Annotated in this window: 16 protein-coding genes and 1 pseudogene; 15 read left to right on the forward strand and 2 right to left on the reverse strand. The window is 72.4% G+C overall.

All coding sequences use genetic code 11. From position 1 onward, the window contains the following. Positions 1–1,119 (reverse strand): phosphoserine transaminase, encoded by a 1,119-nt coding sequence (gene serC, locus J8M50_RS05870; RefSeq protein WP_010351270.1) that lies wholly within the window; start codon positions 1,117–1,119, stop codon positions 1–3. Between the two features lie 193 nt (positions 1,120–1,312). Between serC and J8M50_RS05875 the strand changes: the two genes are divergently transcribed. The 5 genes from J8M50_RS05875 (at position 1,313) to J8M50_RS05890 (ending at position 8,528) form a co-directional block, all read left to right on the forward strand. Continuing rightward, positions 1,313–4,216: an FAD-binding and (Fe-S)-binding domain-containing protein gene (locus J8M50_RS05875; RefSeq protein WP_010351271.1), complete on the forward strand. Its 2,904-nt coding sequence runs from the start codon at positions 1,313–1,315 to the stop codon at positions 4,214–4,216. Beyond that, on the forward strand, positions 4,213–4,977 hold the full coding sequence (locus J8M50_RS05880) for a metallophosphoesterase family protein (RefSeq protein ID WP_010351272.1): 765 nt from the start codon (positions 4,213–4,215) through the stop codon (positions 4,975–4,977). The genes J8M50_RS05875 and J8M50_RS05880 overlap by 4 nt, the downstream gene beginning before the upstream one ends. 189 nt (positions 4,978–5,166) lie before the next feature. Beyond that, entirely contained in the window at positions 5,167–5,301 is a 135-nt protein-coding gene (locus J8M50_RS49015; RefSeq protein WP_256725269.1) for a hypothetical protein, read from the forward strand. Between the two features lie 97 nt (positions 5,302–5,398). Continuing rightward, positions 5,399–7,408, forward strand: a complete 2,010-nt coding sequence (locus J8M50_RS05885; RefSeq protein WP_010351273.1) for an ABC transporter ATP-binding protein — start codon at positions 5,399–5,401, stop codon at positions 7,406–7,408. A gap of 112 nt (positions 7,409–7,520) precedes the next feature. After that, entirely contained in the window at positions 7,521–8,528 is a 1,008-nt protein-coding gene (locus J8M50_RS05890) for an EamA family transporter (RefSeq protein ID WP_029183509.1), read from the forward strand. Positions 8,529–8,634: 106 nt separating this feature from the next. On the opposite strand, the gene J8M50_RS05895 is transcribed toward J8M50_RS05890, so the two are convergent. Next, positions 8,635–10,323, reverse strand: coding sequence for a peptide-N4-asparagine amidase (locus J8M50_RS05895; RefSeq protein WP_100216671.1), 1,689 nt, complete (start codon positions 10,321–10,323; stop codon positions 8,635–8,637). 185 nt (positions 10,324–10,508) lie between these two features. On the opposite strand from J8M50_RS05895, the gene J8M50_RS05900 reads away from it, so the two are divergent. The 10 genes and pseudogenes from J8M50_RS05900 (at position 10,509) to J8M50_RS05945 (ending at position 23,220) form a co-directional block, all read left to right on the forward strand. After that, complete coding sequence (locus tag J8M50_RS05900) at positions 10,509–11,492, forward strand: phosphotransferase enzyme family protein (RefSeq protein ID WP_010351276.1); 984 nt, start codon at positions 10,509–10,511, stop codon at positions 11,490–11,492. Positions 11,493–11,611: 119 nt separating this feature from the next. Then, a complete protein-coding gene (locus J8M50_RS05905) occupies positions 11,612–12,430 on the forward strand; it encodes a TIGR03084 family metal-binding protein (protein ID WP_010351278.1) in 819 nt (272 codons plus the stop codon). Beyond that, positions 12,427–14,094 (forward strand): annotated as a pseudogene (locus tag J8M50_RS05910) (acyclic terpene utilization AtuA family protein); the annotation flags it as partial. The gene J8M50_RS05905 and the pseudogene J8M50_RS05910, both read left to right, overlap by 4 nt. An 860-nt stretch (positions 14,095–14,954) precedes the next feature. Continuing rightward, positions 14,955–16,553, forward strand: coding sequence for an acyl-CoA carboxylase subunit beta (locus tag J8M50_RS05915; protein WP_010357785.1), 1,599 nt, complete (start codon positions 14,955–14,957; stop codon positions 16,551–16,553). A 7-nt stretch (positions 16,554–16,560) separates the two neighbouring features. Then, positions 16,561–18,435: an acetyl/propionyl/methylcrotonyl-CoA carboxylase subunit alpha gene (locus tag J8M50_RS05920; protein WP_010357786.1), complete on the forward strand. Its 1,875-nt coding sequence runs from the start codon at positions 16,561–16,563 to the stop codon at positions 18,433–18,435. Further along, entirely contained in the window at positions 18,432–19,592 is a 1,161-nt protein-coding gene (locus tag J8M50_RS05925; RefSeq protein ID WP_010357787.1) for an acyl-CoA dehydrogenase family protein, read from the forward strand. The genes J8M50_RS05920 and J8M50_RS05925 overlap by 4 nt, the downstream gene beginning before the upstream one ends. A gap of 26 nt (positions 19,593–19,618) precedes the next feature. Further along, a complete protein-coding gene (locus J8M50_RS05930) occupies positions 19,619–21,187 on the forward strand; it encodes a 4-coumarate--CoA ligase family protein (protein ID WP_010357788.1) in 1,569 nt (522 codons plus the stop codon). After that, on the forward strand, positions 21,184–21,918 hold the full coding sequence (locus J8M50_RS05935) for an enoyl-CoA hydratase family protein (protein WP_010357789.1): 735 nt from the start codon (positions 21,184–21,186) through the stop codon (positions 21,916–21,918). The genes J8M50_RS05930 and J8M50_RS05935 overlap by 4 nt, the downstream gene beginning before the upstream one ends. Continuing rightward, positions 21,915–22,640, forward strand: a complete 726-nt coding sequence (locus tag J8M50_RS05940; RefSeq protein ID WP_010357790.1) for a TetR/AcrR family transcriptional regulator — start codon at positions 21,915–21,917, stop codon at positions 22,638–22,640. Before J8M50_RS05935 ends, J8M50_RS05940 begins: the two co-directional genes overlap by 4 nt. 49 nt (positions 22,641–22,689) lie before the next feature. Then, entirely contained in the window at positions 22,690–23,220 is a 531-nt protein-coding gene (locus J8M50_RS05945) for a YheV family putative zinc ribbon protein (protein ID WP_029184374.1), read from the forward strand. Positions 23,221–23,233 lie beyond the last annotated feature (13 nt).

Genomic DNA, 23,233 nt, shown 5'->3' on the forward strand with positions numbered 1-23,233 from the left:
TCAGAGGTTCTCGATCACGTGGTCGATGCACTTCGTGAGGGCCTCGACGTCCGCCGGGTCGATAGCCGGGAACATGGCGACGCGCAGCTGGTTGCGGCCGAGCTTGCGGTAGGGCTCGGTGTCGACGATGCCGTTGGCGCGCAGGACCTTGGCGATCGCGGCGGCGTCGATGTCCTCCGCGAAGTCGATCGTGCCGATGACCTGCGAGCGCTTCGCCGGGTCGGTGACGAACGGCGTCGCGTGCTTCGACTCCTCGGCCCAGGTGTAGAGGCGGGTGGAGGAGTCCTTCGTCCTGGAGGTGGAGAAGGAGAGGCCGCCCTGGCCGTTGATCCACTTGAGCTGCTCGTTCAGCAGGAACAGGGTGGAGAGCGCCGGGGTGTTGTACGTCTGGTTCTTGCGGGAGTTGTCGATCGCCGTGGGGAGGCTGAAGAACTCCGGGACGTGCCGGCCGGAGGCGTGGACGCGCTCGGCGCGCTCGATCGCGGCCGGGGAGAACACGCCGATCCACAGGCCGCCGTCGGAGGCGAAGGACTTCTGCGGGGCGAAGTAGTAGACGTCCGTCTCGGCGATGTCGACCGGGAGGCCGCCCGCGCCGGAGGTGGCGTCGACCAGCACCAACGCGCCCTCGTCGGCGCCCGCGACGCGCTTGACCGGCGCCGCGACACCCGTCGACGTCTCGTTGTGGGTGAACGCGTACACGTCCACGCCCGCCTCGGCCTGCGCCTCCGGGTGGGTGCCCGGGTCGGAGGAGATCACCGTGGGCTCGGCCAGCCAGGGGGCGAGCCCCGCCGCCTTGGCGAACTTCGAGCTGAACTCGCCGAAGGTGAGGTGCTGCGACTTGTTCTCGATCAGCCCGTGGGTCGCGACGTCCCAGAACGCGGTCGAGCCGCCGTTGCCGAGGACGACCTCGTAGCCCTCAGGTAGGGAGAACAGTGCGGAGATGCCCTCGCGGACCTCGCCGACCAGGTTCTTCACCGGGGCCTGCCGGTGTGACGTACCCAAGAGGGAGGTGCCGGTGGCGGCGAGGGCGTCCAGCGCCTCGATCCGCACCTTGGAGGGACCCGCGCCGAAACGACCGTCCGCGGGCTTGATGTCAGAGGGAATCCGGATCTCAGCCACGTGGGGAGGGTAGCCGTTACGGCAAACGTGAGCGAAACGTGGTCCGTCCGGTGAGACGTCGTGTGGACATCCGCCAGGGGGTAGTACCGGTCCCTCCGAGGTACTACGGGACGGATGGATCCGGGACGCCCCTTGAAGGATCTTGAACGTCCGTCCCGGTGCCCTCGGTTGTCCCGCCTGATTTCCTGTACCCATGCCGAACCTGGAAGCGGATCTGCGTACGGCCCTGCGAGGCGACGTCGGCTTCGACACCACCTCCCGTGCCGTCGTGACCATGGACGCCTCGAACTACCGGCGGGTCCCCCTCGGGGTCGTAGCTCCCCAGGACGACGCCGATGTGGTCGCCGCCCTGGAGATCTGCCGGGAGCACGGAGTACCCGTAGTACCCAGGGGTGGGGGTACCTCCATCGCCGGACAGGCCACCGGCACCGGCGTCGTACTCGACTTCACCCGGCACATGAACCGCGTCCTCGACCTGGACCCCGCCACCCGTACCGCCGTGGTCCAGCCAGGACTGGTCCTCGACCGCCTCCAGGACGCCGCCGCCCCGCACGGCCTGCGCTTCGGCCCCGACCCCGCCACGCACAGCCGCTGCACCCTCGGCGGCATGATCGGCAACAACTCGTGCGGCTCCCACTCGGTCGCGTGGGGGACGACCGCCGACAACGTCCGGACCCTGGACGTCGTGACCGCGCGCGGCGCCCGCCTCACCCTGGGGAGGGACTGGGCGGGTAGCCCCGAAGGACTACGCCGGCTGGTCGACACCGAACTGGCCCGCCTGCGCACCGGCTTCCCCGAACTCCCCCGGCGCATCTCCGGGTACGCCCTGGACGCCCTGCTCCCGGAGAAGGGCGCCGACACGGCCCGCGCGTACTGCGGCTCCGAGGGCACCCTCGCGGTCCTCACCCGGGCTACCGTCCGCCTCGTCGAGGCACCCCGCGCGCGGGCCCTCGCCGTCCTGGGGTACAGGGACGAGGGCGACGCGGCGGAGGCGGCGGCCGGGCTGCTGCCGTACGGGCCCTTGACGGTCGAAGGTATGGCGGCCGACCTCGTACCTGAGAGCTACGGGCTGCCGCGCGGCGGCGCGTGGCTGTTTGTCGAGACCGGCGGCGAGAGTCCGGACGAGGCGCGGGTACGGGGTGAGGCGATCGTCCGTGCGGCCGACGCCGTCGACGCGCTGGTCGTCACCGACCCCGCCGGACAGCGCGCCCTGTGGCGCATCCGGGAGGACGCGAGCGGTACGGCGACGAGGACGCCGGACGGCCGGGAGGCGTGGCCCGGCTGGGAGGACTGCGCCGTACCCCCGGCCCGCCTCGGCGCCTACCTGCGCGACTTCCGCGGCCTCCTCGCCGCGCACGGGCTGCGGGGTACCCCCTACGGCCACTTCGGCGACGGCTGCATCCACGTCCGCATCGACTTCGACCTCCTCACCGCCCCCGGCATCGCCCGCTTCCGCCGCTTCTCGGAGGAACTCGCCGACCTCGTCACCGCCCATGGCGGGTCCCTCTCCGGGGAGCACGGCGACGGCCAGGCACGCGCCGAACTACTCCCCAGGATGTACGGGGTGGAGATGGTGGCCCTCTTCGAACGCGTCAAGGCGCTCTGGGACCCCGACGACCTCCTCAACCCCGGCATGCTGGTCCGCCCCGCACCCCTCGACACCAACCTCCGCTTCGCACCGCTGCCCCGCGAGCCCGTGCCCGTCGTCTTCGGCTACCCCGCCGACGGCGGCGACTTCTCCGCCGCCGTACGGCGCTGCGTGGGCGTCGCCAAGTGCCGTACGACGACGGCGTCCGGCCCCGCCGTCATGTGCCCGTCGTTCCGCGCGACCGGCGAGGAGGCCCACTCCACCCGGGGACGCGCGAGGCTCCTGCACGAGATGCTCGCGGGTGAACTCGTCACCGACGGCTGGCAGTCGACCGAGGTCCGGGACGCGCTCGACCTCTGCCTCTCCTGCAAGGGGTGCCGCTCGGACTGCCCCGTCGGCGTCGACATGGCCACCTACAAGGCCGAGTTCCTGCACCACCACTACGAGGGGCGACGGCGTCCGGCCGCCCACTACAGCATGGGGCGGCTGCCGCAGTGGCTGCGGTGGATCGCCCGGACCCGGACCGCGCCGCTCGTCAACTCCCTTGCTTCCGTACGGCCGTTGGCCGCGCTGGGGAAGCGGATCGGCGGGGTCGCTCCCGAGCGGGGGATTCCGCGGGTGGCCGCGGAGACGTTCAGCCGGTGGTGGATGCGGCGGTTCAGGACGGTGCTGAAGCGGGACCGGGCCAAGTGGCTGCGGGACGGACAGATGATCGTCCTGTGGCCGGACACCTTTACTGAACATCTGTCACCGACGGTTGGCAAAGCGGCAGTTCGCGTGCTGGAGGCGGCCGGGATGACGGTGCTGCTGCCGCCGACCGTGCGGTGGGAGGGCACGGCGACGCCGTGGCCGGCCCGCAGGAGGAAGGTGTGCTGCGGGCTCACCTACGTGTCCACCGGCCAGTTGGAACAGGCCCGGCAGGTGCTGCGTGAGACGCTGGATCTGCTGGATCCGTACCTGATGCCGATGGACGAACTCACCGACGAGGACGATGACTTGCCGCTCCCGCCCTTCGTCGTCCTCGAACCCAGCTGCGCCGCCGCGCTCCGCACCGACCTCCCCGAACTCCTCCCCGACGACCCGCGCGCCGCGCGGTTCGCCGCCCGGGTGCTCACCTTCGCGGAGGCGCTGGAGAAGTACGCCCCGGACTGGGCGCCGCCCCGGCTGGACCGGCCGGTGGTCGGGCAGACCCACTGCCACCAGCACGCGGTGCTCGGCGACGCGGCCGACCGGCGGCTGAGGGAAGCCGCCGGTCTCAGCGGGGAATTGAGCGGCGGATGCTGCGGCCTCGCCGGTAACTTCGGCTTCGAGAAAGGGCACTTCGAGGTGTCGTCCGCCTGCGCCGAGGAGCAACTGCTGCCGTCCGTACGGGACGCGCCGCAGGACGCGGTCGTCCTCGCCGACGGCTTCTCCTGCCGGACCCAGCTGGAGCAGCTGGCCGGGGTGCGGGGCAGACACCTCGCGGAGGTGCTCGCCGAGGCGCTGGACGGAGAGAGGGACACCAAGTGACGTACGAGGAAGCCGAGTCGGTCGCGGTTCTGTCCGACATCCACGGCGTCCTGCCCGCCCTCGAAGCGGTGCTGGCCGAACCGGACGTCGCCGCCGCCGACCGGATCGTCCTCACCGGCGACATCGCGGCCGGACCCCAACCCGCCGAGGTCATCGACCTGTTGAGGGAGCAGGGCGACCGCGTGCTGTGGGTCTCCGGCAACGCGGACCGGGAACTGGTCGAGTACCGGCGCGGCCTGCGCGACGACATCCCGGACCCCATCGGCCCGTTCGCCGCGCGGGCGCTGACCGAGGAGCACGTCGACTTCCTCGCCGCCCTCCCGGCGACCCTGACGCTCACCGTCGCCGGACTGGGCACGACCCTGTTCTGCCACGCAACTCCCCGCGACGACGAGGAAGTCGTCCTCGTCGACTCCCGCCCCGCTCGCTGGAGCGAGGTCCTCGCCGGGCTCGACCCCGCCGTACGCACCGTCGTCTGCGGGCACACCCACATGCCGTATCTCCGCCTCGCCGAGGGCAAGTTGGTCGTCAACCCCGGCAGCGTCGGGATGCCGTACGGCCGTTCCGGCGCGCACTGGTGCCTGCTCGGGCCGGGGGTGGACCTGCGGGTCACGCCGTACGACGTGCCGGGAGCCGTGGCGCGGCTGGTCGCGGAGTGCGGGTACCCGGGGATCGCCGAGTGGGCGGACACCTATCTGCACGCGCGGGTCACGGACACGCTGGCCATGGAGACGTTCGGGCCGCGTGACGGACGCGGCTGACCGGCAATTCTGTGAATGAGCTGGGCGGCACTGATGGAATGCCCAGCTTTCTCCAAGGTATTCACAGCGCCTCTTTGCCAACTTTGCCGCCCGTGAACAAGAGGGGCGTGTAGGTTTCTCGGTATCGGGTTCCGGACGTGGAATTCGACGAAATCGAAAGTTCAGCGCAATCCCCCCTTAGGAGTCGGAATGAGCTTCAAGAAGCTTGCCCCGCTGCCCCCGAAGCCCAAATCGAAGCAGCTCCCGCCCCCGCCGAAGCCGAAGCCCAAGGGCAAGCGCCCGGTTCCGCCGGCCCCCAAGCCCATCCCCGGTCAGGGCAACTGATCCCGCGGTGAAAAGAGAAAGGGCCGGTGGTGCGCCACCGGCCCTTTCTCGATTCTTTTGACCAGGGGGAGCCGACGGCCGGGAAAGGGTGTGTCGCATGGCCGACAAGAATACGGAGATCGATGATCTCGATTCTGATTCAGACTCAGATTCGGACTCAGATGAATACGAGTACGACACCCCGACCATTCCGCCCCGGGCCGCGTTCCGCCGTTTCTGGCCGCTGACCCGGGGCCTGCGGAAGTGGCTGCTGCTCGTCTGGGTCTGCACGATCCTCGCCGCCCTCGCCGAGACCGAAGCCGTCCTGCTTTTCGGTGAGTTGACCGACAACGCCCTCAACCAGGGCTCCCTGAGCGCCTTCTGGACCCCGGCCGCGAAGTGGCTCGGTGTCGCGGTCGTCGGCGCGGTCGTCGCGTACGCCGGCAACTCCCTCGCCGCCTGGGCCACCGAACGCTTCGTGATGAGACTGCGCGAGCATGTCTTCGACCACGTACAGCAGTTGCCCCCGCACTTCTTCCAAGTCCACCGCCAGGGCGACCTGTTGTCCCGGCTGACCAGCGACGTCGAGGCGATCGAGACGCTCGTCGTGTCCGGCCTCGTGGGAGCCGCCTCGGCCGGGTTCAGCGCCCTCTTCTACGCCGCCGCCGCGTTCTGGCTGCGCTGGGACCTCGCCGCCGCGACCTTCGTCCTGGCGCCCCTGTTCTGGCTCGCGGCCCGTCGCTTCTCCGGCTCCATCAAGGACGTCTCCCGCGCGGGCCGGGTCGCGGACGGCGCGATCACCTCCGTCGTCGAGGAGTCCCTCGGCAACATCGTCCTCACCCAGGCGTACGGCCGCCGCGACGCCGAGCGGCGGCGGTTGCACGAGGAGGCGACGGCGTGGTTCCGCGCCTCCGTGCGCGCGACCCGGCTGAACGAGGCGTACGAACAGCTCGTCCAGGTCATCGAGACCGTGTGCGTGCTCGCGGTGATCGGCGTCGGCGCCTGGGAGATCTCCACCGGACGCATGACGCTCGGCCAACTCCTCGCGTTCGCCGCCTTCTTGGGCTACCTCTACCCGCCCGTGCGCGGACTCGCCCAGCTCGGGCTCACGATCACGGCGGCCACCGCCGGCGCTGAGCGGCTGATCGAGATCCTCGACGTCCGGCCCTCGGTCATCGACCCCCGGCACGCCGCCGACACCGGCCGCCCGGACGGCGCGATCACGGTCCGCGACGTCGCCTTCCGCTACCCCGGCGCGGACCGCGACGCCCTCCGGGGACTCTCCTTCGACGTCAGTCCCGGCGAGCTGGTGATCGTCACCGGCCCGAGCGGCGCCGGGAAGTCCACGGTCTCGAAGCTCCTCCTCAGGTTCTACGACCCCGATACCGGAGAGGTACGCCTCGACGGCATACCTCTGCGGGACTTCCCCCTCGCCCGGCTGCGGGAGTACGTCACCCTCCTCCCCCAGGAGACGCTGGTCCTGCACGACACCGTCCGCGCCAACATCGCCTGCGGCCGGCCCGGCGCCAGCGACGAGGCGATCGAGGCGGCGGCACGCGCGGCCGACGCCCACGACTTCGTCGTACGCCTCCCCGACGGGTACGACACGCGGATCGACCCCGGCACCGCGCGCCTGTCCGGCGGTCAGCTCCAGCGGCTCGCCATCGCCCGCGCGATCCTGCGCGACTCCCCGGTGCTGGTCCTCGACGAGCCGACGACCGGGCTCGACGCGATGTCCGCACGCCGGGTGGTCAGGCCGCTGCGGCGGCTGATGGCCGGGCGGACGACCCTGATGATCACCCACGACCTCAACCTCGCGCCGGACGCCGACCGCATCCTCGTCGTCGACCGGGGGCGGGTCGTCGAGACCGGGCGGCACGAGGAACTGCTCGCGCGCGGCGGGGCGTACTCCCGGCTGCACCGCTCGCAGAACAACGCCGTGATGGACACGGGGGAGCTGCGGATGCCGGTGTTCCCGGAGGCCGGGGCGGAGTACTACGGGTATGACGTACCGGCTCCAGCACCGGCCCCCGAGCCCAACCCCTACGCCGGGTACGACCCGTACCACCCCTACTACGGTCACGTACCCCCCGTCCCCCAGACGTACGACATACCGCAGGGGTACTGAGGGCATCTCACGGTCCGAGACAGCGGCAAAATCGGTTCACACGCCTGACCGAGTCCATTACCGTGGACTCGAAAGTGCATCACGATGAACTCACCGAGCACCGGGACCGCCAGTGACCACCCCTGAACCGACGATCACGACCCCTACTGGCGGCGTACCCGGAACCCTCCGGGGCGAGGGCGGTACTCCGGGCGGTACCCCTGGCGGGGGACGGGTCAGGGGTACGAGTCCCCTCGGGCCCATCGGCCTGGTGCTGGCCGGCGGCGTGTCGGTGCAGTTCGGGGGCGCCCTGTCCGTACTGCTGATGCCGAGGGCGGGCGCGCTCGGCGTGGTGACGCTGCGGCTGGTGGTCGCCTCGGTGGTACTGCTCGTGATCTGCCGCCCCCGCCTGCGCGGCCACTCGCGCGCGGACTGGGGCACGGTGATCGTCTTCGGCGCCACGATGGCCACGATGAACGGCCTCTTCTACCAGGCCGTCGCCCGCATCCCCCTCGGCCCGGCCGTCACCCTGGAGGTCCTCGGCCCGCTGGCCCTCTCGGTCCTGGCCTCCCGCCGCGCGGTGAACGCGATCTGGGCGGCCCTCGCCCTCGCCGGCGTCTTCCTGCTCGGCGGCGGGAGCTTCGACAGCCTCGACCCGGCCGGCGTCGCGTTCGCGCTCTCGGCGGGCGTCGCGTGGGCGACGTACATCGTCTTCAGCGCCCGCACGGGCCGCCGCTTCCCGCAGGCCGACGGACTCGCGCTCGCGATGGGCGTCGGCGCCCTCCTCTTCCTGCCGCTGGGGATCGCGGAGGCGGGTACGAAGCTGCTGGACCCGACGACCGTGGGCCTCGGCGCGGCCGTCGCGATCCTCTCCTCGGTCCTGCCCTACACCCTCGAACTCCTCGCCCTGCGCCGCCTCCCCGCCTCCACCTTCGCGATCCTCATGAGCCTCGAACCGGCCATCGCCTCGGGGGCCGGATTCCTCATCCTCGACCAGGCCCTGACCTCGCTCCAGGCGCTGGCGATCGCGCTCGTCATCGCCGCGAGTATGGGGGCGGTACGTACGCAGGTGGGGAGGGGGAGGGCGAAGCTGCCGGACGCGCCCGGCGCCTCCGGCGTCTCCGGGGCCTCCACCGGCTGAGGCGGCCGGTCGTCCCTCTGCGGGTGTACCCGGTTAGTACCGGAGCGGGACGACCAGCGGGGAGAGGCCGGGACCCCGTACCCGTCCCTCTCAGGTAGCCCCTACCTCAGTAGCCCTGTACGTCCTTCGTCAGGACCCCTTGCTCCGTCGCGAGCGTGTGGTCGTAGCGGACCCCGGGACCCCGGACCCGGTACCGCTCACTCGTGGTGGCTACGGCGTGCCGCTGGTCCCGGGGGACACCGAGCGTGAAGGTCGCGTCCCCCCGGTACTCGTCGTCGACGCGGGTGGCGCCGACGGCCGAGCGGTCGCCGACGGACATGATCACGCGCAGCCGGTTGCCGCTGTCGATGGTCGCGCGGCCGTCGAGGGTGTAGGCGCGGTCGGTGCGGGAGACGTGCCCGCCGGTGGTGACGGCCTGGTGGTCGGTCCACTCGCCGGTCTGGTCGTCGGTGTTCTCGTCGGGCGTCCACCGGTGGTCGATCGCGGTCGTGAGGGTCCGCTCGACCGTCGTCGTGACCCGGCCGTGCGAGGTGTCGAGGTACCCGGTGACCTTGAGCCGGTCCGTGCCGTCGGTCGCCAGGTGGCGCAGCGAGCCGTCGGTGTAGTGATGGACGACCTGAGGACCACTCTGCCGGTACGACGTGACGGCCCCGGTCACGACCGCCTTGTGGTGGTCCTGCCAGACGAGGACGTTCGTCGGCGCGCTCCACCCGGTCTGCCCGGCCGGCACCCCGATCACCGACACGTCGACCTTGTGCGCCTTCCCGTCGTTCAGGACTCCCGCGAACGGCGTCAGGTCGTACACCAGCGGTCGTACGTCGAAGGAGTGAGGCGAGGGGATCACCGACCAGAGGTACGGGGACCAGCCGCCGGTCCACACGTTCGGGTACGGCGAGGCGATCCCGGCGACCTTCCCGTCGACGCTGATCCGCACCTCGCGGTACGGCCCGTCGTCCCCGCCCTTGCAGGAGTACGACGCCGAAGGGGTGACCGCCGAGTACCAGAACTCCTCGCAGCCGCCGCCCGATCCGGTGGCGTACACCTCCGCGAGGATCCGCTCGGAGTTGCGCGGCACGGTGAGCGAGGCGTCCGTCGTCACGCTGTTGGCGTCGCTCAGGGGTATGACGCGGTCGGGCGCGGAGACCCGGACTTTAGAGGTAGCCGGGTAGAACGTGAGAGTGACCTTGACGTTCAGGATGCCCGTGTAGGTGTCGTCGACAACGTTGCCAATGAGCATGTCGACGGGCTGCGGGGTGCTGAGGGTCTTCGCGTACTGGGTGACGTCCTTCTCGACGGACCAGTCGATGCCGTCCTGCGAGGGCTCGGGCGTCGAGGTGCGGAGCATCTGCACGCCGCCGATGTCCAGGTAGCCGAGCCGGTCGAACTGCCTGCCCTTCACGTTCCCGTCGAGGCGCAGCACGGCTTTGGACCAACTGCCGGGCACACCACAGCCGTTGGGCGGAGTGTAGGTGCCGGTGTAGGGGGTGAAGTCCTTGAACTGCGCCTGCGCGACGGTCACCGAGCACGACTTGGTGTGCGGGGTCTTGATCGGCGGGGCGGCGGTGACCGGGTCGTGGTAGTCGGTCCCGAACTCGGGCGGCACAGTGGCGGTCGGCGTGGTGGCGGCGGCCGGCACCGCGCTCGTGGCGACCGGCGTGCCGGCGGCGGAGGCGCTGCCCAGGGACAGACCGAACGCGGCGACGGCGGCGGCCAGCACGGTGAACGCCCGGCCCGGACGGATCGCGGGGCCCGAGGGACCCGGGGCTCTGGTCCTGGTGGCTCGTATGACTCTCATGCCGCGCAGTGAACTGCCACGCCCCACGCCCGGCCAAGAGGGGTTGGAGAGGTGTTGACCAACCCTGGGAGGTAACCCGACCGAGCGGCAATACGACCGTGACCTGCCCGTCCCCGACCGCACCCGCTCTCCGGCCGCGAAAATCCCGTACCCCGCGGGTACTACGGGAACTACAGTCGGCGCTCATGTCCGCACCCACCAGGTCAGTAGAAGCCGCAGCCATCGCCGACGCCTACTCCCTCGGCCCCGGTCCCTGGAACATCACCCCGGTGACCCGGGGCGCCCTCGGGCAGGTCTGGCGGCTGACCGGCGCCGGATCGTCCTGGGCGGTGAAGGAGATGCTGTTCGGGTGCGACGAGGACCAGGTCCGCAGGGAGGCCGAGCTCCGGGACGCGGCGGAGGAGCTGGGCATCTCGGCGCCCCGCCTGCACACCAACCGCGACGGCGCCCACGTCACCCGCCTGGGGACCTCGGCGGTCAAGCTCTACGACTGGGTGGAGGGGAGTGCGGCCGACCCCTCCGATCCCGCGATCCTGGACTGGTTCGGGCGCACGGCCGGAATCGTCCACCGCGCGGGGGCGGGCGCCGAGGGGCCGGTGAACGACTGGTACGAGCGCTGCCCCGACGACGCCGAGTGGCGGGAACTCGGCGAGAAGGTACGGCGCGCGGGGCTCGCCTGGGCCGACGAACTGGACCGCTTCGTCAAGGGCGTAGTACCTGAGCTGTCCGCCTGGGTGATACCTGCGGGGGACGCCGAACTGGTGATGTCGCACCTCGACTTCCAGCCGCAGAACGTCCTGGTGGGACCCGCCGGACCCGTCCTGCTCGACTGGGACAACGCCGGTCCGATCTCCGCCGAACAGGAGCTGGCGCGCGCCCTGTTCATCTGGTCGGGCGCGAACGAGCCGGACCCCGAGAGGGCTCGGCGGATCGTCCGGGCGTACCGCGCCGCCGGTGGGCCGGGCGTGATCCGGGGGACGCGGTCGTTCTCCATGCTCCTCGCAACTGCCTTGAACTACGTGCGAGTTCAGGCCGACTGTGCGGTCGATCCGACGGTCACCGAGGAGCAGCGGGCGTTCGGTGCGGAACAGGCGGTCCACTTCATGCGGGTGATCCCGCGCCTGGACGCCGTGGACGTACTGGCCGAGGCGGCTGCGGCAGTGAGCTGAACGGCTTTGCAGCCTGGGGGCGTTGAACGGCTCTGCCACTGACACCCCTTGGCCGCCGCCGCGATCAAATTCATGCAAGCACGCTTGATTGTTTTCACCCCCGCTGCCATGCTCGCCCCATGGCCGACCCCACCCCCGTCATCGACGACCTGCGTGCCGAGAGCGAGGAACTCGACCGACTGGTAGCCGAGTTGAGCCCCGAGCAGTGGAAACTCCCGACGCCCGCGACCGGTTGGACCATCGCCCACCAGATCGCGCACCTCGCCTGGACGGACCGCTCCGCCCGGCTGGCGATGACCGACCAGGACGCGTTCTCGCGCGAGGTCGAGAAGGCGCTCGTGGCGCCCGGCGACTTCGTGGACAACGGGGCGCGGGACGGCGCGCAACGCCCACCCGAGCGCTTGCTCGGGGGCTGGCGGGCCGAACGCGAGGCGCTGGAGCGGGTGTTGCGGACGGCGCCCGAGCGCGGGCGGTTCCCCTGGTACGGCCCGCCGATGTCCACCGCGTCCATGGCCACCGCCCGCCTGATGGAGACCTGGGCGCACGGCCTGGACGTCGCGGACGCGCTCGGCGTCACACCGGTCCCCACGGACCGGCTTCGCCACATCGCCCGACTCGGCGTCAGGACACGGGACTTCGCGTTCGGTGTGCACGGGCTCGCGGCGCCGTTCGAGGACTTCCGTGTCGAACTCGCCTCCCCTTCCGGCGACTTGTGGACGTACGGGCCCGAGGACGCCGACCAGCGGGTCACCGGTCCCGCGCTCGACTTCTGCCTCCTCGTCACCCAGCGCGCCCACCGCGACGACCTTGCGCTGAACGCCGAAGGGCCGGAGGCCGAGCAGTGGTTGGGGGTCGCCCAGGTGTTCGCCGGGCCGCCCGGAGGGGGCCGCCCGCCGAAGTCGGAGACCGCCGAACGGCTTGCGGGGGAGGCCGGGTGACCCTCCGGATAGGCAACTTCTCAGGGTTCTACGGCGACCGTCTGGACGCCGTCCACGAGATGCTGACCGGAGGCGAACTCGACGTCCTCACCGGGGACTTCCTCGCCGAACTGACGATGCTCATCCTCGGCAGGGACCAACTCAAGGACCCCGGCGCCGGGTTCGCGCGCACCTTTCTGCGGCAACTGGAGGACTGCCTCGGCCTCGCGCACGAACGCGGGGTGCGGATCGTCACCAACGCCGGCGGGCTCAATCCGGCCGGACTCGCCGATGCGGTACGGGAGTTGGCGCGGCGGCTCGGGGTTCCGGCGCGGGTCGCGCACGTCGAGGGGGACGATCTGCGCGGGCGGTTCCCGGACGCGCTCGCCGCGCACGCCTACCTCGGCGGGTCCGGGATCGCCGCGTGCCTGCGGGAGGGCGCCGACATCGTGGTGACCGGGCGGGTGACCGACGCGGCGCTCGTCACCGGGCCCGCCGCCGCGCACTTCGGGTGGGGGCCGGGGGAGTACGACCGGCTCGCGGGCGCGGTCGTCGCCGGGCACATCCTGGAGTGCGGGACGCAGGCCACCGGCGGCAACTACGCCTTTTTCCAGGAGGCCGACGTACGCCGCCCCGGCTTCCCGGTCGCCGAACTCCACGCCGACGGCAGCTGCGTGATCACCAAGCACCCCGGTACGGGGGGTCTGGTGGACGTCGGTACGGTCACCGCTCAACTCCTGTACGAGACGGGCGGCGCCCGGTACGCCGGGCCCGATGTGACCGCCCGCCTCGACTCCGTAGTACTGGAGAGTGACGGGCCCGACCGGGTCAGGGTCACCGGGGTGCGGGGGGAGGCGCCGCCGCCGGACCTCAAGGTCGGGCTGAGCCGGATCGGGGGCTTCCGCAACGAGGTCGCCTTCGTCCTCACCGGGCTCGACATCGAGGCCAAGGCCGCGCTCGTGCGGGAGCAGATGGAGACGTACGCCTTCGGCAAGTCCCGTCCCGCCGAGGTGCGTTGGGACCTCGTCCGCAGCGACCGGGCCGACGCCGGGACCGAGGAGGAGGCCAGCGCCGTACTGCGGCTGGTCGTACGGGACCAGCAGGAGGAGACCGTCGGACGCGCCCTGTCCGGCGCCGCCGTCGAGCTGGCTCTCGGGAGCTACCCCGGGTTCCATGTCCTCGCGCCGCCCGGGCGGGGGGCGCCGTACGGGGTGTTCGAGGCGGCGTACCTGCCTCAGGGGGACGTCGAGCACCGGGCCGTCCTCGACGACGGGCGGCGGATCGCCGTACCCCCACCCACCCGTACCACCGCGCTCGAACCGGTACCGGAGCCGCCGCTCCCCGATCCGCTGCCTCCCTCTCAGGTACTAGTACGGGTACCCCTGGGGACGATCGCCGGGGCGCGCAGCGGTGACAAGGGCGGTGACGCGAATGTCGGGGTGTGGGTGCGCACCGACGAGGCATGGCGCTGGCTCGCCCACGAGCTGACGGTCGACCGCTTCCGAGAGCTGCTCCCCGAGACCCGCGCGCTCCCCGTCACCCGGCACGTCCTGCCCGGCCTCCGCGCCGTGAACTTCGTGGTCGAGGGCATCCTCGGCGCGGGCGTCGCGTCCCAGCACCGCTTCGATCCTCAGGCCAAGGCGTTGGGGGAGTGGCTGCGGGCGCGGTATGTGGACGTTCCGGAGGGGGTGGCGGAGGGCGTCCCGCGCGCGGGGGCGACGGGCGAGGGACTCGCGTGCGGGGGTGGGGCGGTGGCGGTCCTACATGCCGGTCCTGCGTCCAGCGGCGCGGCGGCGGTGACCGTTCCTGCCGGTCCTGCGCCCGGGGGCGGGACGGCGACGGGCGTTCCTGGCGGGTTCACGCCCGGACGTGGGGTGGTGGCCGCCCGCCCGGGCGCCCGGGCGCCCGCGCGCGGGGCGGGAGCGGTCGATGCCGGTGACCTCGCGCCCGCGTGCACTGCTCGGGCTTCAGGGGCGGGTGCTGCGGGTGACCCCGTGCTCGCGCGGACCGCGGCCCCGGCCGGCCCCGGCAGCGAGGGGCCCGCGCGTACGACGCGCCAGGCTGCTCCCGCCGTTCCTGGGCCTCTCCCGGCGGCGGTCACCGCTGCACCCGCGCGTGAGACAGCCGCCCCGGGAGGCTCTCCCCGCGCAGCGGTCGGCCTGAGCGAGCAGGCCGTTTCCGAGCGCCCGCGCGCACCCGCAGCCGGCACCCGGGATGTGCTGGTTCCCGTTGCCGTCCCGGAGCGCGCACAGGTGTCTCCGGAAGCGTCCGCCCCCGCCGCAGCTCCGCCCGGCCCCGTATGCCCCGCTGTCGCCGCAAGCGGTGCGCCGCCGCTCCTCCGAGGGGCTTCCCGGGCCCTCTGCGTGGCCTCTGACGGCCCCCAGGCCCCGCAGGAGGCGTCGTCTGGACGCCCACCGTCGCCCTCGGGCTCCGCAGGCCCCTCGCGCCCCGCCGGGACGGAAACTCCGCCCCCGGAACCCGCCTCGGCACCGCACGTCCCCTCGGGCGCCGGAACGGAGCCGCTCACCCCCGTGGAGGCCACCCCGTGACCGTCCTGACGACCGCCCTGGATGCGCACGGCCCCGACTACCTGGCGAACCGTGAGGCCATGCTCGCGAAGCTCGACGAGCTGGCGGTCGAGCAGGCGAAGGCGCTCGCGGGGGGAGGGCCGAAGTACGTCGAGCGGCACCGCGCGCGCGGGAAGCTGCTCGCGCGCGAGCGGATCGAGCTGTTGGTCGACGCCGATACGCCGTTCCTGGAGCTGTCGCCGCTCGCGGCCTGGGGGAGCGAGTACCCCGTGGGCGCGTCGCTCGTGACGGGGATCGGCGTCGTCGAGGGGGTCGAGTGTCTGATCACCGCCAACGACCCCACCGTGCGCGGGGGCGCGAGCAATCCGTGGAGTCTCAAGAAGGCCCTCAGGGCGAACGACATCGCGCTGGCCAACCGGCTGCCCTGCATCAGCCTGGTGGAGTCCGGGGGTGCCGATCTGCCGTCCCAGAAGGAGATCTTCATCCCCGGGGGCGCGGTCTTCCGTGACCTCACGCGCCTGTCGGCGGCGGGCATCCCCACGGTCGCCGTCGTCTTCGGCAACTCCACGGCGGGCGGCGCGTACATCCCCGGGATGTCCGACCACGTGATCATGGTCAAGGAGCGCGCGAAGGTGTTCCTCGGCGGCCCGCCGCTCGTGAAGATGGCGACCGGCGAGGAGAGCGACGACGAGTCCCTGGGCGGCGCCGAGATGCACGCGCGCGTGTCGGGCCTCGCGGACCACTTCGCGGTCGACGAGCGGGACGCGATCAGGCAGGCACGCCGCGTGGTGGCCCGCCTCAACCACCGCAAGGCGTACGGCGACCCGCCCCCGGCACTCCCTCCGAAGTACGACGAGGAGGAACTCCTGGGGATCGTCCCCGGCGATCTGAAGGTTCCCTTCGACCCGCGCGAGGTGATCGCGAGGGTCGTCGACGCGTCCGACTTCGACGAGTTCAAGCCGCTGTACGGGACGAGCCTCACGACGGGCTGGGCGACCCTGCACGGCTATCCCGTAGGGGTGCTCGCCAACGCGCAGGGCGTGTTGTTCAGCCAGGAGTCCCAGAAGGCGGCGCAGTTCATCCAACTGGCCAACCAGCGGGACATTCCGCTGCTGTTCCTGCACAACACCACCGGCTACATGGTCGGCCGGGAGTACGAACAGGGCGGCATCATCAAGCACGGCGCGATGATGATCAACGCGGTGAGCAACAGCCGGGTGCCGCACCTGTCGGTCCTCATGGGCGCGTCGTACGGCGCCGGCCACTACGGGATGTGCGGCCGGGCCTACGACCCGCGTTTCCTGTTCGCCTGGCCGAGCGCCAAGTCGGCCGTGATGGGCCCTCAGCAGCTCGCAGGCGTCCTGTCGATCGTGGCCCGGCAGTCCGCCGCCTCCAAGGGCCTCCCGTACGACGAGGAGGCCGATCAGGGCCTTCGCGCCATGGTGGAGCGGCAGATCGAGGCGGAGTCCCTGCCGATGTTCCTGTCCGGGCGGCTGTACGACGACGGCGTGATCGACCCGCGCGACACGCGCACGGTGCTCGGTCTGTGCCTGTCGGCGATCCACACCGCCCCCTACGAAGGCGCACGCGGCGGCTTCGGCGTCTTCAGGATGTGAGGTGCCCGTGATTTCCACCGTTCTGGTCGCCAACCGGGGCGAGATCGCCTGCCGGATCTTCCGCACGTGCCGCGCGGCGGGCATCCGTACGGTCGCCGTCCACTCGGACCCCGACGAGGGCGCCCTGCACGCGCGCGTGGCCGACCGCTCCGTACGGCTGCCCGGGGCGACCCCCGCCGAGACGTACCTGCGCGGCGACCTGATCGTGAAGGCGGCCCTCGCGTCCGGCGCGGACGCCGTGCACCCCGGGTACGGCTTCCTGTCCGAGAACGCCGGCTTCGCGCGCGCGGTGCTCGACGCGGGCCTGGTGTGGATCGGGCCGCCCCCGGAGGCGATCGAGGCGATGGCGTCCAAGACGCGCGCGAAGGCCCTCATGGGGATCGCCCCGCTGACGGACGTCACCGACGCCGACCTGCCGGTCCTGGTGAAGGCGGCGGCCGGGGGCGGCGGGCGCGGCATGCGGATCGTGCGCCACGCGCGGGACCTCGCCCCCGCCCTGGAGGCCGCCCGCGCGGAGGCCGCGAGCGCCTTCGGGGACGGCGAGGTGTTCGTCGAGCCGTACGTCGAGCGCGGGCGCCACGTCGAGGTGCAGATCCTCGCCGACACGCACGGCACGGTGTGGGCGCTCGGTACGCGCGACTGCTCGCTCCAGCGGCGCCACCAGAAGGTGATCGAGGAGGCGCCCGCGCCGGGGCTGTCCGAGCCGGTGGCACGCAACCTCGAAACGCTGGCCGTACGCGCGGCGCGCGCGGTGTCGTACGCCGGTGCCGGGACCGTCGAGTTCCTCCTCGCCCCCGACGGCACGGCGCACTTCCTGGAGATGAACACCCGCCTCCAGGTCGAACACCCCGTCACGGAGGCCGTGTTCGGGCTCGACCTCGTCGCCGAGCAGATCCGCGTCGCCGAAGGAGCCGCCCTCGCGGACGAGCCGCCTCCCGCGCGCGGGCACGCGATCGAGGCCCGCCTCTACGCCGAGGACCCCGCGCGCGAGTGGACCCCGCAGACCGGCACCCTGCACCGCCTCGCCGTCCCCGACGGCGTCCGCCTGGACACCGGGTACGCCGACGGCGACGCGATCGGCGTCCACTACGACCCGCTGCTCGCCAAGGTGATCGCTCACGCGCCCACGCGCGCGGAAGCCCTACGCAAGCTGGCCGGCGCCCTGGAACGGGCCACCGTCCACGGCCCGACGACCAACCGGGAACTCCTCCTGCGCTCCCTGCGCCACGAGGAGTTCACGCACGCGCGCATGGACACCGGCTTCTACGACCGCCACCTCACCGCCCTCACGCGCGCACCCGCCGACCCGCTCGCCCCCCTCGCGGCGGCCCTCGCGGACGCGCACGGCCGGTCACGCTTCGGCGGCTGGCGCAACGTCCGCTCGCAGCCCCAGCGCAAGCGGTACGAACTGGACGGCCAGGAGCACGAGGTCGCGTACCGGCACACCCGCGCGGGCCTCGACGCGGACGGCGTCCGGGTGGTCCATGCCGACGCGGGGACCGTCGTTCTCGAAGCCGACGGCGTACGGCACCGGTTCGAGGTCGCGCGCTACGGCGACCGCGTGCACGTGAACGGGACCGCCCTGACCGCGCTGCCCCGCTTCCCCGACCCGGTACCCCAGCGGGTCCCGGGTTCGCTGGTCGCGCCGATGCCCGGCACGGTCGTCAAGGTCGCGCCCGGACTCGTCACCGGATCGGGTGTCGAAGCGGGCGAACCGATCGTGTGGCTCGAAGCGATGAAGATGCAACACGCCCTCACGGCCCCGGTCTCCGGGACCCTGACGGCGCTGGAGGTACAGGCAGGACAGCAGGTGGAGGTGGGAGCCCTACTGGCCGTGGTCGAGGGCGACCGACAGGACGAAACCGAAGGAGCGTGGCAGTGAGCCCGGTCATCGAATCCGACGAGCACAAGGCCCTGCGCGAGGCGGTCGCGGCCTTCGGCAGGCGCTACGGCCGCGACTACCTCACCAAGGTCATCGACGAGGGCCGCCACCCCACCGAGCTGTGGCAGGAGGCCGCGAAACTCGGCTACATCTCGGTGAACCTCCCCGAGGAGTACGGCGGCGGAGGCGGCGGCATCACCGAACTCGCCCTGGTCCTCGAAGAGCTGGGCGCCGCCGGCTCCCCCCTGCTGATGATGATCGTCTCCCCGGCGATCTGCGGCACGGTGATCGCCCGCTTCGGCACCGAGGCGCAGAAGCGCGCGTGGCTCCCCGCGCTCGCGGACGGCTCCCGCCTGATGGCCTTCGGGATCACCGAACCCGACGCCGGCTCCAACAGCCACCGCATCACCACCACGGCCCGCCGCGACGGCGCCGACTGGCTCCTCACCGGCCGCAAGGTCTTCGTCTCCGGCGTGGACGCGGCTGACGCCACCCTCATCGTCGGCCGCGCCGAGGACGCGCGCACGGGCCGCCTCAAGCCCTGCCTGTTCATCGTCCCGCGCGACGCGCCGGGCTTCACCCGCCGCAAGATCGACATGGAACTGCACGGCGCGGAGAAGCAGTTCGAACTCGCCCTGGACGACGTCAGGCTCCCCGCCGAAGCCCTCGTCGGTGACGAGGACGCGGGCCTCGCGCAGCTCTTCGCCGGCCTCAACCCCGAGCGGATCATGACGGCCGCCTTCGCGATCGGCATGGGCCGCTACGCGCTCGCGCGGGCCGTCGAGTACGCGCGCGAGCGCACCGTCTGGGACACCCCCATCGGCGCCCACCAGGCCATCGCCCACCCCCTCGCGCAGGCGCACATCGACCTCGAACTCGCCCGCCTGATGACGCAGAAGGCCGCCCACCTGTACGACGCGGGGGACGACACCGGCGCGGGCGAGGCCGCCAACATGGCGAAGTACGCGGCCGGGGAGGCGTGCGTGAAGGCCGTCGACCAGGCCGTGCAGACCCTCGGCGGCAACGGCCTCACGCGCGAGTTCGGCCTCGCCTCACTGATAACGGTCTCGCGCGTGGCCCGTATCGCCCCGGTGAGCCGGGAGATGATTCTCAACTACGTCTCCCACCAGAGCCTGGGCCTGCCCAAGTCGTACTGACCGCCGCCCCTGTGCGAGGAGGAACCGTGTTCCGCAGCGAGTACGCAGACGTCCCGGCAGTGGACCTGCCCATCCACGACGCCGTCCTGGGCCGCGCCGCCGAGTTCGGCGCCCTGCCCGCGCTGATCGACGGCACGGACGGCACGACCCTCAGCTACGAGCAGCTGGACCGCTTCCACCGGCGCGTCGCCGCCGGGCTCGCCGACGCGGGCGTGCGCAAGGGGCACGTGCTCGCCCTGCACAGCCCCAACACGGTCGCCTTCCCCATCGCCTTCTACGCCGCCACGCGCGCGGGCGCCTCGGTCACCACCGTCCACCCCCAGTGCACGCCCGAGGAGTTCGCGCGGCAGCTGCGCGACTCGGCCGCCCGCTGGATCGTCACCGTCTCGCCGCTGCTGGAGACCGCCCGGCGCGCGGCCGAACTCGCGGGCGGCGTCGAGGAGATCTTCGTCTGCGACGAGGCACGCGGCCACCGCTCGCTGATCGGCATGCTCGCCTCCCAGGCCCCCGAACCGAACCCCTACATCGACCCCGTGGAGGACGTCGCGGCCCTCCCGTACTCCTCCGGGACGACCGGGCTCCCCAAGGGCGTCATGCTGACCCACCGCCAGATCGCCACCAACCTGGCCCAGCTGGAGCCCGTGATGCCGTCGGGGCCGGGCGACCGGATTCTGGCGATACTCCCGTTTTTTCACATCTACGGCCTGACGGCCCTGATGAACGCCCCCCTGCGCCTGGGCGCCACCGTCGTCGTCCTGCCCCGCTTCGACCTGGAGACGTTCCTCGCGGCCGTCGAGAGGCACCGCATCACCGGCCTGTACGTCGCCCCGCCGATCGTCCTCGCGCTCGCCGAGCACCCCGCCGTCGAGCGCTACGACCTGTCGTCGCTGAAGTACGTCATCAGCGCCGCCGCGCCCCTGGACGCCGGCCTCGCCGCCGCCTGCGCGCGCAGGCTGAACCTCCCGCCCGTGGGCCAGGCGTACGGCATGACGGAGCTGTCGCCGGGCACCCACGTCGTCCCCCTGGACGCCATGGCTGCCGCCCCGCCCGGGACCGTCGGCAAGCTCATCGGCGGCACCCGCATGCGGATCGTCTCCCTCGACGACCCCGGCAAGGACCTCGGCCCCGGAGAGGCCGGCGAACTGCTCTTCCGGGGACCGCAGGTGATGAAGGGCTACCTCGGGCACCCGGACGCCACCGCCGAGATGATCGACGCCGACGGCTGGCTGCACACCGGGGACATCGGGTACGCGGACGACGCCGGCTGGCTGTACGTCGTCGACCGCGTCAAGGAGCTCATCAAGTACAAGGGCTTTCAGGTTGCCCCCGCCGAACTCGAAGCCCTCCTGCTCACGCACCCCGGGATAGCCGACGCCGCCGTGATCGGCACGTACAACGACGACGGCACCGAGGTCCCGCACGCGCACGTGGTGCGCCGGCCGGACGCCGCCGGCCTCTCCGAGGGGGAGGTGCTGATGTACGTCGCCGAACGCGTCGCGCCCTACAAGCGCGTACGCCGGGTCACGTTCGTCGACGCCGTCCCGCGCGCGGCCTCCGGGAAGATCCTCCGACGCGAGCTGAGGGAGCGCGCATGACCCTGATCGGCCGCAGCCACGAGCGCGGCGTCGAACGCCTCAGCCTTGACGCCGTCGACACCCGCAACGCCCTCTCTGCGGCCCTCGTCGCCGCCCTCGCGGACGCGCTCGCCGACTGCGCGCGGGACACCTCCGTACGGGCCGTCGTCCTCACCCACAGCGGGGGCACGTTCTGCGCGGGCGCCGACCTCAAGGACCCGCCCGTGCCCGAGGAGTTCGTCGGGCTGCTGCGCGCGGTCGTCGGGCTCGGCAAGCCGGTCGTCGCGCGCGTGGCGGGGCACGTGCGCGCGGGCGGCCTCGGGCTCGTCGCCGCCTGTGACGTCGCCGGGGCGGCCACCGGATCGACGTTCGCGTTCACCGAGGTACGCATCGGGGTCGCGCCCGCCGTCATCTCGCTGCCCCTGCTGCCCCGCGCCGACCCGCGCGCGCTCGCGCGGTACTGCCTCACCGGCGAGCGGTTCGACGCCGCCGAGGCCGTGCGCGCGGGGCTCGTGACCGTGGCCGGCGACGACGTCGACGCCGTCCTCGCGCCCGTCCTCGACGGGCTGCGCCGGTCCGCGCCCGACGGGCTGGCCGAGACGAAACGGCTGCTCACGGCTAAGGTTCTCGAAGCCTTCGACCGGGACGCCGCGGAGCTGACGGCGCTCTCCGCGCGGCTGTTCGCCTCGCCCGCGGCCCGCGAGGGGATGACGGCCTTCCTCGAACGACGGGATCCCGCATGGGTGCTGTGACCGCCGCCGACCGAGCGCCGGACGACCGCGCGCGGGGGGAAGAGGGGCCGGGGGATCGTGGGCCTGGGGACCGCGCTCCGGACAGCCGCGCGCCTGGTGATCGTGCGCCCGGCGACCGCACCCCCGGCGACCGTCCGCCCAACGACCGCGTACCCAAGCAGGACCGTAGCCGCGTCACCCGGCAGCGGCTTCTGGAGGCCGCCGTCGCCTGTCTCGCCGAGTACGGGTGGGTGGGGTCCACGGTCTCCGTCGTCGCCGAGCGCGCGGGGGTCTCCCGGGGGGCCGCCCAGCATCATTTCCCCACCCGCGAGGACCTGTTCACCGCCGCCGTCGAGTACGTCGCCGAGGAGCGGTCCGGTGCCCTGCGCGCGCTGTTCCCGCAGGGGGCCACCGACCGCGCGGCCGTCGTCGGCGCCCTCGTCGACCTCTACACCGGGCCCCTCTTCCGCGCCGCCCTCCACCTGTGGGTCGCCGCCTCCAACGAGGAGCAGCTCCGGCCCCGGGTCACCGAGTTGGAGGCCCACGTAGGCCGGGAGACCCATCGCATCGCCGTAGAACTCCTCGGCGCCGACGAGAGCCGCCCCGGCGCGCGCGAGACCGTACAGGGCCTCCTGGACATGGCCCGGGGCCTCGGCCTGGCCAACCTCCTCACCGACGACCGGGCCCGGCGGGAGCGGGTCGTGGGGCAGTGGGTGGCGCTGGTGGAGGCCGAGTTGGGGTGAGAGGGCGCAGGTCGGGGGCGTTGTCAGTGGCGGGTTCTACGGTGGGGGCATGGGAGATCGGTTCCAGGTGATCGTGGACCTTGAGGCGGGCGAGGCGGAGGCGGCCCGGCTCAAGGAGCGCGTCGTCGGGTGGCTCGTGGGGGAGGGGATCGTGGTGGCGGACGGGAGTGGGTATGCGGCCGGTCCCGGTTGGGCGCGGGCCGTGGACGACGACGGGGACCACGAGCCGTCGGGCGGGCTCGCGGTGCATGTGGGGCGCGGGGGCTTCCACAGCGGCGCGGACATGCCGGAGGCGGCCGTCTGCCCCCGGTGCGCGGCTGCCACCACCCTCGACGATGCCTGGAGCCGCTTCAGCGACGCCATGCAGACCTGGCGCGACACGGGCGCGGCCACCGTCGAGTGCCCCGCCTGCGCCGCCCCCGTACCCGTGCCGGAGTGGGGCTGGGACGGCCCGCCGCTCGCCTTCGGGCACCTGGGGCTGGAGTTCTGGAACTGGCCCGACTTCTCCGACGCGTTCCGCGCGCGAATAACCGACGTCCTGGAGGGCCACCGCACGGCGTACCTCTGGGGCAAGATCTGACGGCACCTCAAAG

Source organism: Streptomyces acidiscabies (assembly GCF_020010905.1).
In the GTDB taxonomy this organism is placed as follows: domain Bacteria; phylum Actinomycetota; class Actinomycetes; order Streptomycetales; family Streptomycetaceae; genus Streptomyces; species Streptomyces acidiscabies.

Coding starts and splice junctions, on each gene's coding strand:
- J8M50_RS05875 (WP_010351271.1), top strand. CDS start 1,313: ATGCCGAACCTGGAAGCGGATCTGCGTACGGCCCTGCGAGGCGACGTC.
- J8M50_RS49015 (WP_256725269.1), top strand. CDS start 5,167: ATGAGCTTCAAGAAGCTTGCCCCGCTGCCCCCGAAGCCCAAATCGAAG.
- J8M50_RS05885 (WP_010351273.1), top strand. CDS start 5,399: ATGGCCGACAAGAATACGGAGATCGATGATCTCGATTCTGATTCAGAC.
- J8M50_RS05895 (WP_100216671.1), bottom strand. CDS start 10,323: ATGAGAGTCATACGAGCCACCAGGACCAGAGCCCCGGGTCCCTCGGGC.
- J8M50_RS05900 (WP_010351276.1), top strand. CDS start 10,509: ATGTCCGCACCCACCAGGTCAGTAGAAGCCGCAGCCATCGCCGACGCC.
- J8M50_RS05905 (WP_010351278.1), top strand. CDS start 11,612: ATGGCCGACCCCACCCCCGTCATCGACGACCTGCGTGCCGAGAGCGAG.
- J8M50_RS05935 (WP_010357789.1), top strand. CDS start 21,184: ATGACCCTGATCGGCCGCAGCCACGAGCGCGGCGTCGAACGCCTCAGC.
- J8M50_RS05945 (WP_029184374.1), top strand. CDS start 22,690: ATGGGAGATCGGTTCCAGGTGATCGTGGACCTTGAGGCGGGCGAGGCG.